13 protein-coding genes are annotated in these 15,620 nt (G+C 51.3%); all 13 read left to right on the forward strand.

Annotated features, from left to right (window positions below):
* Positions 1-36: 36 nt before the first annotated feature.
* Positions 37-1,359: an alkaline phosphatase D family protein gene (locus MRY86_RS09030; RefSeq protein ID WP_293564681.1), complete on the forward strand. Its 1,323-nt coding sequence runs from the start codon at positions 37-39 to the stop codon at positions 1,357-1,359.
* A gap of 149 nt (positions 1,360-1,508) precedes the next feature.
* Positions 1,509-1,868, forward strand: a complete 360-nt coding sequence (locus tag MRY86_RS09035; protein WP_293564683.1) for a hypothetical protein — start codon at positions 1,509-1,511, stop codon at positions 1,866-1,868.
* A gap of 135 nt (positions 1,869-2,003) precedes the next feature.
* Positions 2,004-2,765, forward strand: coding sequence for a DUF6503 family protein (locus MRY86_RS09040; protein ID WP_293564684.1), 762 nt, complete (start codon positions 2,004-2,006; stop codon positions 2,763-2,765).
* Positions 2,762-3,763 (forward strand): glycosyltransferase family 9 protein, encoded by a 1,002-nt coding sequence (locus MRY86_RS09045; RefSeq protein ID WP_293564686.1) that lies wholly within the window; start codon positions 2,762-2,764, stop codon positions 3,761-3,763. The genes MRY86_RS09040 and MRY86_RS09045 overlap by 4 nt, the downstream gene beginning before the upstream one ends.
* Positions 3,764-4,011: 248 nt before the next feature.
* Positions 4,012-5,151 (forward strand): PorP/SprF family type IX secretion system membrane protein, encoded by a 1,140-nt coding sequence (locus tag MRY86_RS09050; protein WP_293564688.1) that lies wholly within the window; start codon positions 4,012-4,014, stop codon positions 5,149-5,151.
* A gap of 192 nt (positions 5,152-5,343) precedes the next feature.
* Entirely contained in the window at positions 5,344-7,812 is a 2,469-nt protein-coding gene (locus MRY86_RS09055) for an OmpA family protein (protein WP_293564690.1), read from the forward strand.
* 83 nt (positions 7,813-7,895) lie between these two features.
* Positions 7,896-8,528, forward strand: coding sequence for a nicotinamide riboside transporter PnuC (pnuC, locus tag MRY86_RS09060; RefSeq protein WP_293564692.1), 633 nt, complete (start codon positions 7,896-7,898; stop codon positions 8,526-8,528).
* A 265-nt stretch (positions 8,529-8,793) separates the two neighbouring features.
* Positions 8,794-10,449 carry a Na(+)-translocating NADH-quinone reductase subunit A gene (locus tag MRY86_RS09065; protein WP_293564693.1) on the forward strand — a complete coding sequence of 552 codons (1,656 nt, stop codon included), beginning with the start codon at positions 8,794-8,796 and terminating at the stop codon, positions 10,447-10,449.
* Positions 10,450-10,492: 43 nt separating this feature from the next.
* A complete protein-coding gene (locus tag MRY86_RS09070) occupies positions 10,493-11,818 on the forward strand; it encodes an NADH:ubiquinone reductase (Na(+)-transporting) subunit B (protein WP_293564695.1) in 1,326 nt (441 codons plus the stop codon).
* 30 nt (positions 11,819-11,848) lie between these two features.
* A complete protein-coding gene (gene nqrC, locus MRY86_RS09075; protein WP_293564697.1) occupies positions 11,849-12,583 on the forward strand; it encodes an NADH:ubiquinone reductase (Na(+)-transporting) subunit C in 735 nt (244 codons plus the stop codon).
* A 56-nt stretch (positions 12,584-12,639) separates the two neighbouring features.
* Positions 12,640-13,350 carry an NADH:ubiquinone reductase (Na(+)-transporting) subunit D gene (locus MRY86_RS09080; RefSeq protein WP_044148960.1) on the forward strand — a complete coding sequence of 237 codons (711 nt, stop codon included), beginning with the start codon at positions 12,640-12,642 and terminating at the stop codon, positions 13,348-13,350.
* Between the two features lie 33 nt (positions 13,351-13,383).
* Positions 13,384-13,995 carry an NADH:ubiquinone reductase (Na(+)-transporting) subunit E gene (gene nqrE / locus MRY86_RS09085; protein ID WP_293564702.1) on the forward strand — a complete coding sequence of 204 codons (612 nt, stop codon included), beginning with the start codon at positions 13,384-13,386 and terminating at the stop codon, positions 13,993-13,995.
* Positions 13,996-14,101: 106 nt separating this feature from the next.
* Positions 14,102-15,418, forward strand: a complete 1,317-nt coding sequence (nqrF, locus tag MRY86_RS09090) for an NADH:ubiquinone reductase (Na(+)-transporting) subunit F (RefSeq protein ID WP_282782853.1) — start codon at positions 14,102-14,104, stop codon at positions 15,416-15,418.
* Positions 15,419-15,620: the final 202 nt, after the last annotated feature.

A 15,620-nucleotide genomic window follows, 5' to 3' on the forward strand; every position in this document is an offset into this window, starting at 1 on the left:
TTACCTGCAATCTGCTATTTTTGCGCAAAAAGAAAAATGAAGAATACACTCCTTGCCATTTTCCTGCTGCTGAGCACTGCCCTGACCGCCCTTGCGCAGGCGGAGCTGCTTCAGTCCGGCCCCATGCTGGGCTATAATGAAATGAGAGAAGTCCTGCTTTGGGTACAGACCACCGAAGCAGCAGAGGTACAATTTGACTACTGGCCTGCTGAAGATGCCAAAGACCGGCACAACACCGCTACTTACCAAACCAACGCTGCCGAAGCCTTCACCGCCCGGCTCATTGCTGATGAGGTAGAGCCCGGGGTAGACTACGAGTACGAGCTGAAAATCAATGGCAAAACGGTGCGCCGCCCTTACCCGCTCACTTTTTCTGCCCAACCACTTTGGCAGTACCGCACTGACCCGCCTGCCTTTGATGTGGCTATAGGCAGCTGCTTTTACGTAAATGAGCCCCGCTACGACCGGCCGGGCAATGGCTACGGAGGCGACTATCCCATTTTCGAGGCCATCCACGACAAACGCCCAGACGTCATGGTGTGGCTGGGCGACAATACCTATCTGCGGGATGCGGATTGGTACACCATGACTGGTATTTTCCACCGGCATACCCATACCCGCAGCCTGCCCGAGCTACAGCCTCTGCTGGCGTCTACGCATCATTATGCCATTTGGGATGACCACGACTTTGGGCCTAATGATTCTGACCGCAGCTTCATCCACAAAGACAAAACCCTGGAGGCCTTCAAGCTATTCTGGGGCAATCCTTCTTACGGTCTGCCGGACATGGACGGCGGTATCACTTCCTATTTCCAATACCACGACATGGACTTCTTTCTGCTGGATGACCGCTACTTCCGAAGCCCGAATTACCGTAAGACTGGCAAGGCCACCATCATGGGGGAGGAGCAACTGGAATGGCTGATCGACGCCCTGGCGAAAAGCCGTGCGCCCTTCAAGCTGGTTTGTATTGGCGGGCAGGTATTGAATACTGCCGCTAAGTATGAAAACTACAGTCATCATCATGCCGAAGAACGCGCCTACCTGCTGCGCCGCATTGCAGAAGAAGGCATCCACAACGTCGTCTTCCTGACCGGCGACCGTCATCATACGGAAATGAGCCAATACCGCAACAGCGCCGGCTACCGAGTGGCGGATATCACGGTCTCTCCCCTGACCTCCGGCGCAGCCCGCAATGTGGAAGAGGAAAACAAACTCCGCGTGGAAGGCACCCTGGTGACCGAGCGCAACTTTGGCATCCTGCGCTTCGAAGGCCCCCGCAAGGAGCGCAAGCTGACGATCACTGTGTACAATACGGCTGGCGAGGAGCTGTGGTCGCAGGAGCTGGAGTCAGAATAAGGCTTGGAGGGGCTGTTGAGTCGTTAAAGTGTGCAAAAGTGCTGAAATGAAACAGCACTTTTGTTCATTTTTGCTGTATTAAAACAGCAGAATGGACAGACTTAGAGAAAAGTCAGACCGGCAGCACTCTAGTGCAATACTTGCATCATTTGCAAAGGGCCCGCCTTATTAATACCCTTTATCCTGCCGGGCACAGCATCAGTACCCTGCAGAAGCCAGAAAAAATATTTCTGCAAAATACGAATATCGCCTACGCTATCGCTCCGCAGGTGGATCCGGGAAGCTTGTGCGAAACTTTTCTCTTTACGCAGCTTCAGGGCAAGCATCATTTGTCTTTGCCTAAGCTCGGGGATTTCCTCATAGATGATACAGTGACTCTGGAAGTGGGCGGCGCTGGAAAAAAGAAGTCGCAGATCCGGGAGGTCCCAAATGCTTACCTGGCGCTCGATGGTATTGAAACCGGAGAGGATAGCCGCATACCGCTATGGCTGTTTGGCTTTTGCCGGTGATGGGTGCAGGGCAGAAGCAAAGGAAGATGATAAGCATCTAATCGGAAACTTCTACCCATCTCAAAAAATTATCGAAGGGCAATAATACTTCCACGGTTTCACGGTGTTCTTTTCCCAGAACCCAAGCCCTTTACTATGCGACTAATCTGGCTATGCTTTTTTTTGTTTTTGGGAATAGCAGGCTGTAGCCCCACGCCCAATCAGCCTGATGCCAATGATGCTCCCAACCCCAGCACCCTCATCAACCAAGCCCGCATTGCTCACGGCAGCAGTAGGGTGGACAGCAGCACCATCGCATTCGATTTCCGGGGGCGGCACTACGTCAGTCAGCGCTCCGGCGGTCGCTTTCAGTACGAACGGCAGTGGGCCGACACCACCGGCACCGCCTACCGGGATGTGCTCACCAACGATGGGCTCTACCGGGAAATCAACGGCGAACGGGTGCCGCTTTCTGCCAAAGACAGTGCTGCTTACGCAGGCTCGGTCAACTCTGTGCTCTATTTTGCGCTGTTGCCCTATGCGCTGAACGACCCGGTCGTGCAAACCCAATACCTGGGCACGGCAACCCTCAAAAACGAGCCCTACCACAAAATAAAAGTCACTTTCCGGGCCGAAGGCGGAGGTGAAGACTATCAGGATGAGTACATCTATTGGTTTCACCGCGACCGGCATACGATGGACTACCTCGCCTACAATTATCAGGTGAATGGAGGGGGTGCCCGCTTTCGGGAAGCCTACAATATCCGCACCGTAGAGGGGCTGCGCGTTGCCGATTACCGCAACTATAAGCCGGTGCCCCACAGCATGGAAGTTGCTTTGTTTGACTCCCTGTTTGAGGCCGGGCAGATGGAACAGGTTTCCCTGATCGAAACGGAAAACCTAACTTTGTCCCGATGAAAGTACTGATTGTCCGTTTTTCTTCTATTGGGGATGTTGTGCTCACCACGCCGGTCATCCGGGCGGTGAAGCAGCAGCTGAATGCCGAGGTGCATTATCTGACCAAGCGTTCCTTCCGGGGCATACTGGCGCACAACCCATATGTGGACAAGGTTTATGTCATCGACAAAAAGGTAAGCGAAGTCAAAGCGGAGCTGCAGGCCGAAAACTACGACTACGTCCTGGACCTTCACAACAACCTTCGCAGCCGTCAGGTCAAATGGGCACTCCGGGCCAAAGCCTATACCTTCGATAAAATCAATCTGGAAAAGTGGCTGATCGTCAACCTGAAGGTCGACCGCCTGCCGGACACGCATATCGTACACCGTTACATGGCTACAGCGGCGCCTCTGGGGGCGGTCTACGATGGTCAGGGCTTGGATTATTTCATACCGGAGGAAGACGAAGTGGCGATGGGCGCACTGCTTTCCACCAACGTCCTGGGGCCGGTAGCCGATGCCCCGGCTTACACCGCTCTTGTTATTGGCGCCGCCCATAACACCAAGCGGCTGCCCACCCATCGGCTCATTGAGCTTTGTCAAATGCTCACCGGGCCGGTCGTCCTGCTCGGCGGGCCGGCTGAGGCTGAGGAGGGGCAGGCCATAGCCGATGCTGGTGGCGGGCATGTGCTCAACACCTGTGGCAAATTCAACCTCAACCAATCCGCCTCCGTAGTACGGCAAGCCAGCCGGGTCATTACCCATGACACCGGCCTGATGCACATCGCTGCGGCTTTTCGCAAGCCCATTGTTTCGATTTGGGGCAACACCATCCCCGAATTTGGGATGTACCCCTTTTTCCCGGAAGAGGAGTGGCACAACACCACGGTACAGGTCGAAGGCCTAAAGTGCCGCCCCTGCTCCAAAATCGGCTATCAGCGCTGCCCCAAAGGGCACTTCCGCTGTATGGAAGACCTTCCGCTGCAGGCTGTGCAGAAGGGCCTGGAAAAAATGGCGTAATGTCTTATATCCGGTCAAATCCATGCGGGTTAAGAGCTAAGTAACGCTCCTTAACACCTATCTTGCCGGGGATTTTATCAATTTGTTCCAGAAATCAATTATCTTTCGGTCTTTGAGTGCAAGTTTGTACTGCTCATCAGGCAGCACAGGCGGGCACAGGGCCTCAAAATTGACCAAAAACGGGCTCCGTATTCCCAGATGCTGAAGGTACACCCGATGGTGCGACGTTCTAAAAACACTAATACTCTATGAAGCTAGTCAGAACTCTACACTTCTTTCTATTCTTTGCCGTTCTCGGAAGTTTGCAAGCACAAGACCTACACTATACTTTGTTCAACATGTCTCCGCTGTCGCTCAACCCGGCGAATACGGGTGCCTTTCTGGGCACGGTGCGCGTGGGGGGCATTTACCGCGGGCAGTGGTGGGCAGTAGGCGACCGGGGTTACAACACGCCCGGTGGTTATGTGGATGCGCCCATCATCCGGGGGTTCCGTGATCAGGACTGGGTAGGCGTTGGTGCCTACATCTTGCAGGACCGTTCCGGCTCAATCCGCTTTACGACCCGCTCCAATGGTTTGTCTGGTGCTTACCACCTGGGGCTGGATAAGAAAGGAGCGTCTGTGCTGACGCTCGGTGTGCAAATTGGTAGTATTACGCGGAGTTTGCGGTCCAGTGATATCCTTTTGGGTTCTAGTTGGGATGCAGCCAATGGTACTTTTGCAGAGTACGGTTCCACCATGGAGGCGCAGGATGCTGCTATTGGCGCTGGTGGTAATACCGGTGGTGGTGGAAATATGGACCTCAACGACAACGACATATCCAACTCTTACCTCGATATCCGTGCCGGCCTGCTGTTCAAACAGAAAATTGATGATTTCGACAACTTCGAAGCAGGGGTGGCTTTTGGGCACCTCAATGTGCCAGACTATACTTTTGGCAGCGGCGGCGGTGGCATGGGGCCTATTCCCAACCCCACTCCTGGCGACAATAATACCGAAAGCAGCGACCGCCAGCCTATGCTGATTACCACTCACGCCCGGTACGAATGGGCCTTGAATAACAAATGGTCCGCAGCCCCCACGGTAATGTGGCAAACGATGCGCGGGCAGCATGAGATCAACCTGCAGGCCTGGGCTGGTTACGACCTTAAGCCAGAGGATCAGATCAAAGTCCACATGGGCTTAGGCTACCGGGTCGGTGATGCTGCCAAAATCCTCGCCGGGCTTGACTACAAAGACCTGCGGGTCGCTGCTGCATTTGACCTGAACGTCTCTCAGTACCGTACTGCAACGGACTTTCAGGGCGCATTTGAAATCGCAGCCTTCTACATCTTCAAGATTTACAAAGAACCGGAAATCAAGCCGGCGATCCTTTGCCCGAAATTCTAATATACGCTGGACAAAGTGGTTTGCGACATCGGCCACTGACGAAGCGTAGCTTGTCAGGACAGGCGCAGGTCACTTTCCAGCGTTTATGCCGACATCAAGTCGTTATATAATTTAACGTTTTATTTAAAAAGCTGCAACCGGCTTTAGCGTTTACCAAACAAAAAGCAATTGGACAAACTATCCGGAAAGTCTATGAAAAACGCATACTTTATTCTCGGGCTGATTCTTTTGTCTGGCCTTCAAGTGCTGCAGGCCCAGCCCCTGACCAAGTCATCTTTAGATCAAAACCTCATCGCTGCCCGCAAGTCCTGGGCTAACCTGGACTACGTGAATGCGCTGGAATACTACGAAGATGCCTACGAGGACAGCGATGAGCGCGCGCTGATTGACACCATTGCCATCCTGCAATTCAAAGTGCGCGACTACCGTTCGGCAGAGCGTTGGTTCAGCCGTTTGCTGCGCCGTGACAAGGAAGAGGAATTCACCAAGTACCGCTATACCTACGGGCAGTTGCTGAAGATGAACGAAAAATACGCCGAAGCAATTGAGGAATTTCAGCTGTTCCTCGCCACCAATCCCGGGGATAGCCTGGAAACGCTGGCGAAAAACGAAATTTCCGGCGCTGAGCTGGCCCTGGAGCTTCCTCAAAACCTCAAAGGGGTAACGGTAGAGAATGCCGGCCGCGACCTTAATGATAAAGTGTCCGAATATACGCCAACCCTGAGCAGCAACGGCAAGGAAATTTACTTTGCCACTTTCGATGCAGATGATGTTATCTACGTGGATGAGGAAAACATGGAAGAGACCTACGCCATGATTTACCGCTCTACCCTGGACGATACCGACTGGTCGAAGCCTCAGGAACTGGGTGGCGAAATCAACCGCCCAGGTTTCCACAACAGCAACGTACGCCTGTCCCCGGACGGCAGCACCATGTACTTCACCCGTGCTAAGCTGCAGGGCAACACCGTCTCCGAAAGTAAAATCTACTTTAGCAAAGGCGGAGGCGACTCCTGGTCTGGCGCACAGGAACTGAAAGGTGTGAACGGCGACTACATTGCCAAGCACCCCACACCGGGAGAACTGTACGGCAAGCGCGTCCTCTTCTTTGCTTCTAATATGGAAGGCGGCTATGGTGGTTTTGACCTGTACTACGCTACACTCATTGGCGAAGGCGAATACAGCGCCCCGGTCAACATGGGAGATGTCATCAATACCCCTGGGGATGAGGAAACGCCTTATTACCGGGAAGGCACCCTTTATTTTGCCTCCACCGGCCATCCTGGCCTGGGCGGGTTCGATCATTTCTACTCCACATGGGACGGGGAGAAGTGGAGCCCGGTTTTGAATATGGGACGTGGCTACAATACAAGCGTAGACGACTACGGCTTCACGCTGGATGAGGAAGGCTACTTTGGTGTTCTGACCTCCAACCGTGCCGGTGGGCGTTCTGCTTACGGGCGTACCTGCTGTGACGATATCTACACGGTGAATATTGCCCGCATCGTAGTGGACCTGGTTGTAGGTACGTTCACAAATGACAAAAAGCCACTGACCGGCAGCACCGTCTACCTGGTCCCCACTACAAATGATAAAATGGGCACACCAAATGCTCAAAACTCCGGCGATAAAAGTAACGTCGTAGGTTTTGACCTGGCTTTGGAGACCCCCTATATGCTGATCGGCACCCACCCCGATTACTATCCGGATACGGTGACGCTGAATACGGTTGGCGTTAAAGAATCTACCTCACTGGAGCACCGCTTCTATCTGGAGCCTAAGCCTGTGCCTCCGCCGGAGCCTGAATTCGACACGCTCGAAATCAATGAGCCCATTGTTTTGGAGAACATTCTGTACGACTTTGATAGCGACCGGATTCGGGAGGAGGCAGAAAGCGACCTGCGCGCTGTTCTCGAAATCCTGAACGACTATCCGGAAATGGTTATCGAGCTGAGTTCGCACACGGACAGTCAGGGTGGTGATGATTACAATGAAGACCTCTCGCAGCGCCGTGCTGAATCTGCCCGCCGCTGGCTGGTCCGCGAAGGGATAGACCGCGACCGAATCGTGGCCAAAGGCTATGGCGAGAGTCAACCACAAACCGTTAACGCACGAGCTGCTGCCTTAGCAGATTTCCTGAATGAAGGGGATGTGCTGACTCCGGAGTTCATTGATGCTTTGGAAACCCAAGAGCAAAAGGAAAGAGCCTATGAATTAAACCGCCGTACCGAGTTTAAAATTCTGGAAGGCCCGACTTTCATTACAATTAAGCGGATACAGAAGAAAGAAACCACCAAGGAAGCACCGGACCGCGGCAGTTTGCCTGGCGGGAAGCCTGAGATGAAGTTTGTGAAGGAGTTTGTGGATTTTGGTCAGGTACGCAAAGGCGAGCAGAAAGAGTACACTTTTGTATTCTACAACGCTGGTGATGCACCCTTTACCATTGATCTGATCTCTGCCTGCGACTGCACCAAAGTGGTCAATGACCTAACTGGTGAAACCTTTGAGCCTGGTGAGAAAGGCCGGCTCGAGATCATCTTCGACAGCTCGGAAAAAGACGAATCTGAAGTCATCGATATAGATATTTTTCTGGCGGAGTCCGATGAAAACGGTGCTCCGCTCATGAAGACTGTTCAGTACAAGTTTGAGCTGGTGAAGTAAAGCAAAGCAACAAGCTTTTGCTTTGTGGGAGTGGCAGGTACCCGATCGTGTGGTACCTGCCGCTTTTATTTTACCTTTGTGAAATGATGCAGGAAATATTGACGGAGGCGGGGGCCCTAAGCTGGGTAGACTGGGCAGCGACGATAACAGCTCTGTTTTACATTGTGCTGGCCGCGCGGGAAAAGGTTTGGTGCTGGTTTTGGGGCATCATCAGCTGTAGTTTGTGGGCATATGCGTCTTATGCTTTTTACCAGCTTTATCTCGATGCCCTTTTGCAGGTATTCTATGTTATAATGGGTTTTGTCGGGATTTACAACTGGCGCTACGGAGGGGAGGGGAACACAGAAGCCCCCATTCGGCGCTTATCCTGGCAGGAACACCTGCCCTATCTGGCAGGCGGCGCTTTGCTGTCCATTGCGTTTGGTTATTTCTTTGATCAGTATACTCCTGCTGCGGCGACCTACTGGGACGCCTTTACCACGGTTTTTTCCATACTGGCTACGTTGCTGCTGGTGCTGCGGTACCTCGACAACTGGTCCTACTGGGTGGTGATCGACACCGTATATATAGGTCTGTACTTTAGCCGGGAAGCCTATTTATTTAGTCTGCTGATGGTGGTTTATACGGCGATTGCTGTTGTAGCCTGGGTAAGCTGGCAAAAATCCTGGAAGAAACAACTTCGGCATGAACAAATCGAAAACTCGCTAAGTCTATAGGGCAAAAGATTTAGTGTTTTTCATCACACGGGAAGATGTGTGGCCCCAGTGGGCAGAGGAGCTTCCGTGGATTACTTTGTAACCTGTTGAGAATAAAGGAGATAGCTAATTTATTTAGAATAAATCTAAATAATTACTTTAAATAAACTAAAGCAAATGTCAGCTTCTTCTTTATGGTAAAAGGTTCCTATATTTGCGGTGTTTTTGAAAAGCCTGTAAGTAATTTTAAGGTAGGAAAAACTACCTCATTAATGAATAAATAAGAATGAAACAAACAGTAAGCAAAGGCATTCTGCTCATTCTGGCGATGGGCGCCTACACAACTAGCTGGGCGCAGGCAGAGTCCGGAGGTAACGGATTTGGTTCCGTGCTGACCTATTCTCTGATCGCTATCGCTGTGCTGATTTTCTTCTTCCTCATCATTCAGGTGTCCAATAACTTGCTGGCTATTGAAGCTAAGCAGCTGGGCATTGACGAGGAGAACGGTGAAGTTGGTGCTGGAAATGATGGTTTCCTTGGCCGCTTGTTCAAGCCTAAAAAGCCTGCCTTCCTGGATGAAGATACTCCGGTGACTTATCTGCGCCGTGGTCATGACATCGCGCTGGAAGGTGAAGCTGAGCTTAAGCTTGATGAATCCGTGCAGGCGATGACTTTCGCTGTGCAGCCTACTAACTTCCTGGGGATTGCTCCTATACCAAAAATGTTGGTGGACGAGGGTGCCGAAGTTAAGGCAGGTGATCACTTATTCTTCGATAAGAACCGCCCCGAAATGAAGTGGGTGGCACCGGTCAGCGGTGAGGTGATTGGCATTGAGCGTGGCGCCAAGCGTGCCATTACTGCAGTGACCATTCTTGCAGATAAAGAACAGCAGTACCGGGAATTGGCTGCTTTTGATCTGGACAATAGCAACCGGGATCAGCTGGTGGAGTACCTGCTGGATGCGGGTGCCTGGACGCTCTTCCGTCAGCGCCCGTTCAATGTGGTTGCGGATTACAACGAAGTGCCCCGGGATATTTACATCTCTACTTTCGATACGGCTCCGCTTGCGCCGAATCTCGACTTTATTGTTGAGGGGCAGGAAGCTGCATTCCAAAAAGGGCTTGACGTACTGGCTAAGCTGACGAGCGGAAGTGTTTACCTCGGGCTGAATGCCGGCGGGGAATCTGCTCCTGCCAAAGCTTTTACAGAAGCTAAAGGCGTGAAGCAACGCTGGTTCCACGGCAAGCACCCTGCCGGCAACGTTGGCGTGCAAATCCACCACACTAAGCCGATCAGCCTCAGTGCCAAAGTTTGGACGCTGGGTGTACAGGAGGTGCTCACGCTGGGCAAAATCTTCACCGAGCAACGTTACAACGCAGAGCGTATAGTTGCACTGACGGGTGCGGAGCTGAAAAAGCCGCTTTACGTTAAGACCAAAGTGGGCGCAAAGATTGAGGACCTGCTAAAGGATAATCTGGCAAATGACCACGTACGCTTCATTTCCGGTGATGTCCTTTCTGGCAAGCGCAAGGAACTGGATGGTTTCCTCGATTTCTACGATGACCAAATTACGGTTGTGGAAGAGGGAGACGACTATGCACTCTTCGGCTGGTTGTTGCCAAGCTTCAACACGCCAAGTATTTCCACCACTTTCCCATCAGCTCTGGTGCCGGATATGAAGTTCAAAGCCGAGACGAATACACACGGTGAGCGCCGCGCCTTTGTAGTAACCGGTAATTACGAGAGTGTATTGCCAATGGACCTTTACCCTCAGGAGCTCATGAAGTCGATTCTCATCGGTGACTTTGAGAAAATGGAAGGGCTGGGGCTGCCTGAACTCGTGGAAGAGGATGTAGCGCTTTGTGAATTTGTTTGTGTCTCCAAGCAGCCGGTGCAGCAGATTCTGCGTCAGGGGCTGGACACTATGCGCGAGCAAGCCTAAGCATTAGTTAAACTTGAATTGAAAATCTCACGATAATAGAGATATGAAAAACGCATTATTAAAAGCACTTAAGCAAATCGAGCCGGACAAGGAAAAGTCTCCACTTTTACACACGGTTTATGATGGCTTCTTCACTTTTGCCTTTACGCCCAACTTTACAACAAAGGACGGGGTACACATCCGCGATGGTATGGACCTGAAGCGGCAGATGGTTCACGTTGTACTGGCCTTGCAGGTGCTCTACCTGTTTGGTACGTACAATATCGGGCATCAGCACTTTGTGGCACTGGGCGAGTATACTGGCTTCCTGCAGGGCGTTCACCTCAAGCTGATCTATGGTTTGATCAAGATCATCCCGATCTTCGTAGTGACGCACGTAGTGGGCCTGGGTATTGAATTCTATTATGCTTATAAGAAAGGGCACGGTATTGAAGAGGGTTTCCTCGTTTCTGGTGCACTGATTCCACTCATCATGCCGCCTGATATTCCATTATGGATCCTGGCCGTATCCGTAGCTTTTGCTGTATGGATCGGTAAGGAAGCTTTCGGTGGTACCGGTATGAATATCCTCAACATAGCCCTGCTGGCGCGTGTATTCGTCTTTTTCGCTTACCCAACCTACATCTCAGGTGACGAGGTATGGATTGCAGGTATTGAGAAGGCTGCCGAAGGCGGTTACTTCGGTCAGGCCTACGGTGCAGTGTATGGTTTCTTTGACAATATTTTTGCCGGCCTTGGTCTGGCCACGTTTGGGGCAGGGGGCTCGGCTGTAGTCGATGGCTACACCGGTGCAACGCCACTGGCTATTGCTTCCAAAGAGGGCTGGGATGCTGTAACGCAGACCTATTCCACCGGGCAGATGCTCTGGGGAACAATCCCGGGCTCTATCGGGGAAAGTTCCAAGCCACTTATTATTGTTGGTGCGCTGTTCCTGATCATTACCAAAATTGCAGACTGGAAGATCATGGTTTCTATGGTCTTTGGTGCAGCGGTAATGGCGTTGTTGCTCAATGCATGGGGTGCAACCGAATTTATGGAAGTCCCCTGGTACTATCAGTTTTACATGGGCAGCTTCCTGTTTGCTATGGCATTTATGGCAACCGATCCGGTTACGGCTTCCTCTACAGCGACCGGTAAGTGGATTTACGGCTTCCTCATCGGTTTTGTGGGTATGATCGTGCGGGTGCTCAACCCGGCTTACCCGGAAGGATGGATGCTGGCGATTCTATTTATGAATGTTTTCGCACCACTGATCGACCACTACGTACTACAGGCCAATATCAACCGCCGTGCAAAACGAATCAAGGCCACAATGAAGGCAGAAACACCAGATGCGCCGACACCTGCAACAGCTCCGGCACAAGCCTAACGTTTCTATAAATCAAAAGAATAAGTACTCATGGAGTCAACAAAATATGTAGTCATTTTCATCCTCATTCTTACCGCAGCTGTGGCGGTCAGCCTCACCGGTCTTCGGGAAGCCACCAAAGAGCAGTCTGCCACGAATGAAGATATTTTTAACAAGCGTGCAATTCTGACCGCCGTACAGGACTACCTCCCCAACGGACAAAAAGTAGCAGACCTGACTGATGAGCAGGTACTGGAGCTTTTTGCTCAGATGAATCAGCCGGTGGTGGATATGGAAGGTAACATCATTGAGGGTGTGAAAGCCGAGAGTATTGATATGGCTAAAGAACGCAAGAAGCCGGAAGACGAACGCCGTCTGCCTGTTTACGTCTACGAGCAGGACGGGCAGAAATTCTATATCCTTTCTGTTCGCGGAAATGGGCTTTGGGACGAAATCTGGGGCAGCGTCGCCCTGAAGAGCGATCTCAACACTATCGCAGGGGCTACTTTCGACCACAAAGGGGAAACGCCTGGTCTTGGTGCGGAAATTAAGGACAACCCTGCCTTCTCCGAGCAATTTGAGGGCAAAGAAATCTACGAGGAGAGCGGTGACTACGTTTCTATCAAGGTACGCAAAGGCGGCGCACGTGATCCTAAGCACGAGGTAGACGGTATCTCCGGTGCAACGGTTACAGCTGATGGCGTGAGTGAAATGTTATACCGTGGCCTGAAGTACTATCAGCCTTACATAGATAAGGTAAAGCAACAGAGCTTCCTGCTCAATTAACTAAAATCTAAACCGGTGGGCTACTGCTCACCGCCTCACATAAAAACAAGAAAACAATGGCTGAGACTGCTGTAAAAGAGAAAGAGTCGGTATTTCAGTTTGGCAAAAAAGAGCGCAAGCTGCTCACCGACCCCCTCAACGACAACAACCCAATCACCGTGCAGGTACTGGGCATTTGTTCTGCCCTCGCGGTAACCTCCTTGGTTTACCCATCATTGGTGATGGCCATTGCGGTAATTTTCGTTACTGCTTTTTCCAGCTTGTTCACTTCCCTGCTGCGGAACTACATTCCCAAGTCGGTACGTATGATTGTTCAGCTGGTCATTATCGCCTCACTGGTAACGGTGGTGGAGCTGACCCTGAAGTACCTGAACTATCCGGTCTATAAGCAATTGTCTGTTTATATTGGTCTGATCATCACCAACTGTATCGTAATGGGCCGTTTGGAAGCCTTCTCCATGGCAAACAAGCCCTGGCGTTCCTTCCTCGATGGTGTGGGCAATGGCTTGGGCTACGGAGTGATTTTGGTGGCAGTAGGTGTAGTGCGTGAACTGTTCGGCAAAGGCAGCCTGTTTGCAGGTAGCCCGATTGAGCTGAAAATTATTGGCCCAACTGCTGATTACCTGGTGAATACGACAGACAGCATGCTGTTTGGCTGGTACGCCAACAACAACCTGATGGTACTGCCGGCTTCGGCTATGTTTATCATCGGCATCATGATCTGGATTCAGCGTAGCTACAATACCAAGCTCGTTGACGTATCCTAATAACCAAACGCAAATCCTCAACAAAGAGTAACAATGGAATTTCTAAATACTTTCATTAAAGCGGCTTTCATCGAGAACCTGGTCCTGGCTTACTTCCTGGGCATGTGTTCTTACCTGGCCGTGTCAAAGAGTGTGCAAACGGCGTTTGGTCTTGGACTGGCCGTGATTTTCGTACTGGGTATCACCATGCCGATCAACTGGCTGATCAGCGAGTACCTGCTAAGCGAGTCTGGATTACTGGGAATCGATCTCACTTTCCTGCGCTTTATCCTTTTCATTGCGGTAATTGCCTCTATGGTGCAGCTAGTGGAAATGGTGGTGGAGAAGTACTCACCATCACTTTACAGCGCCCTGGGTATCTTCCTCCCGCTGATTACGGTAAACTGCGCCATCCTCGGCGGTTCACTCTTTATGGTATCCCGGGAGTACAACTTGTCCAATGCCGTTGCATTTGGCCTGGGCGGTGGCTTCGGCTGGTTCCTGGCGATCATTGCGATTGCTGCCATCCGTGAGAAAATCCGCTACTCCAATGTGCCGCCTGCGCTGCGCGGTCTGGGGATGGCTTTCATCCTGACCGGGCTGATGGGCATCGCTTTCATGAGCCTTATGGGTATTGACCCGGCGGCGTTCACCACCAATGGCTAAAACCCTTTGGCTGGACTGACGGTACGATGACAACAACTTTCAAAAGCTGTAGTTATCTTTAGGACTGTCAGGAGTTCAATTTAACAGATACAAAACCTAAGATAGAATGACCACGATCGTATTTGCTGTAGTTGTGTTCAGCCTTGTGATTCTGGCACTGTCTTTCATGCTGATCGCTGCGCGTAAGCGTCTTGTCCCCCAGGGTGACGTTAAGATCATCGTGAATGGCGATGAAGAGAATCCAATGCTGGTAAAGCCAGGATCGTCCCTGTTGGGCGCCCTGTCTGATAAAAGCATATTCCTGCCTTCCGCTTGCGGTGGAGGTGGCACTTGTGCCATGTGTGAATGCCACATAGACGAAGGTGGGGGAGATGTCCTGCCTACTGAACTTAACCACCTTACCCGCCGGGAAGTAGCTGAAAACAAGCGTCTTGCCTGTCAGGTGAAGGTCCGTCAGGATATGCGTATCCGCATTCCTGAAGAAATTTTTGGTATTAAGAAGTGGGAATGTGAAGTGGTCTCTAACTACAACGTTGCTTCTTTTATTAAAGAGTTCGTTGTTCGCCTTCCTGAAGGAGAAACACTTGATTTCGAATCGGGTGGATACATTCAAATTGATGTCCCTAAGGTAGAGGTGGATTTCAAGAATTTTGATATCACCGCTCACCCAAGGATGACCGATAAAGCTCCTGATGAGTATCAGGAAGAGTGGGACAACTTCAAGATGTGGGACCTCAAAATGAAAAATGATGAGGAGCAATTCCGCGCCTACTCTATGGCCAACCACCCGGCAGAAGGTAACATCGTGATGTTGAATATCCGTATCGCGACCCCACCATGGGACCGCAAGAATAATACCTGGATGCAGGTTAATCCTGGCGTCTGTTCTTCTTACGTTTTCAATCAAAAGCCCGGCGATAAAGTAGTAGTATCTGGTCCTTACGGCGAGTTCTTTATCAAGCCGACTAAAAAGGAAATGGTCTATATCGGTGGTGGTGCAGGAATGGCACCGCTGCGGTCGCACATCTTCCACCTTTTCCACACGCTAAAGACGAAAGACCGTAAAGTATCTTACTGGTACGGTGGCCGTTCCAAGCGCGAGCTCTTCTACACGCAGGACTTCCGCGAAATTGAGCAGGAGTATGACAACTTCAGCTACCATATCGCCCTTTCTGATACTAAAGTGGCTAACGAGGTAGATAAGTGGAAGGTAAAAGAAGACATTAACGATAAATCAGGTGACGGCTACCTCGGCTTCATCCATCAGGTGCTATATGATAACTACCTGAAGGACCATCCGGAGCCGGAAGAAATTGAGTACTATCTTTGTGGCCCGCCACTCATGCTGCAGGCTGCAATGAAAATGCTCGATGATCTCGGCGTACCCGAAGAGAACATCGCATTTGACGACTTCGGAAGTTAAACCGGGGTACGTTACGATAAAAAGAAAGCCGCTTCCAAAGGGAGCGGCTTTTTTGCGTTAAGCGCCTGTTGTAAATTTAGGCAGAGGGGAATAACACATGAAGAGATTGCTGTAAGGGCAGGATTCGAACCTGCACGGAGTGGTTTTGCCCGGAGGCTAATCCCATAATCTCCACCCCCGAGACGGGAGGGCGCGGCTGCCA

Origin of the sequence: Phaeodactylibacter sp. (genome assembly GCF_022763345.1) — a bacterium.
GTDB lineage: Bacteria > Bacteroidota > Bacteroidia > Chitinophagales > Saprospiraceae > Phaeodactylibacter.

Excerpts from the sequence above, each read along its gene's own strand:
- MRY86_RS09040 (WP_293564684.1), top strand. The coding sequence starts at position 2,004 with ATGCGACTAATCTGGCTATGCTTTTTTTTGTTTTTGGGAATAGCAGGC.
- MRY86_RS09050 (WP_293564688.1), top strand. The coding sequence starts at position 4,012 with ATGAAGCTAGTCAGAACTCTACACTTCTTTCTATTCTTTGCCGTTCTC.
- MRY86_RS09045 (WP_293564686.1), top strand. The coding sequence starts at position 2,762 with ATGAAAGTACTGATTGTCCGTTTTTCTTCTATTGGGGATGTTGTGCTC.
- MRY86_RS09055 (WP_293564690.1), top strand. The coding sequence starts at position 5,344 with ATGAAAAACGCATACTTTATTCTCGGGCTGATTCTTTTGTCTGGCCTT.
- MRY86_RS09070 (WP_293564695.1), top strand. The coding sequence starts at position 10,493 with ATGAAAAACGCATTATTAAAAGCACTTAAGCAAATCGAGCCGGACAAG.
- pnuC (WP_293564692.1), top strand. The coding sequence starts at position 7,896 with ATGATGCAGGAAATATTGACGGAGGCGGGGGCCCTAAGCTGGGTAGAC.
- MRY86_RS09065 (WP_293564693.1), top strand. The coding sequence starts at position 8,794 with ATGAAACAAACAGTAAGCAAAGGCATTCTGCTCATTCTGGCGATGGGC.
- MRY86_RS09030 (WP_293564681.1), top strand. The coding sequence starts at position 37 with ATGAAGAATACACTCCTTGCCATTTTCCTGCTGCTGAGCACTGCCCTG.
- nqrC (WP_293564697.1), top strand. The coding sequence starts at position 11,849 with ATGGAGTCAACAAAATATGTAGTCATTTTCATCCTCATTCTTACCGCA.
- nqrE (WP_293564702.1), top strand. The coding sequence starts at position 13,384 with ATGGAATTTCTAAATACTTTCATTAAAGCGGCTTTCATCGAGAACCTG.
- MRY86_RS09080 (WP_044148960.1), top strand. The coding sequence starts at position 12,640 with ATGGCTGAGACTGCTGTAAAAGAGAAAGAGTCGGTATTTCAGTTTGGC.
- nqrF (WP_282782853.1), top strand. The coding sequence starts at position 14,102 with ATGACCACGATCGTATTTGCTGTAGTTGTGTTCAGCCTTGTGATTCTG.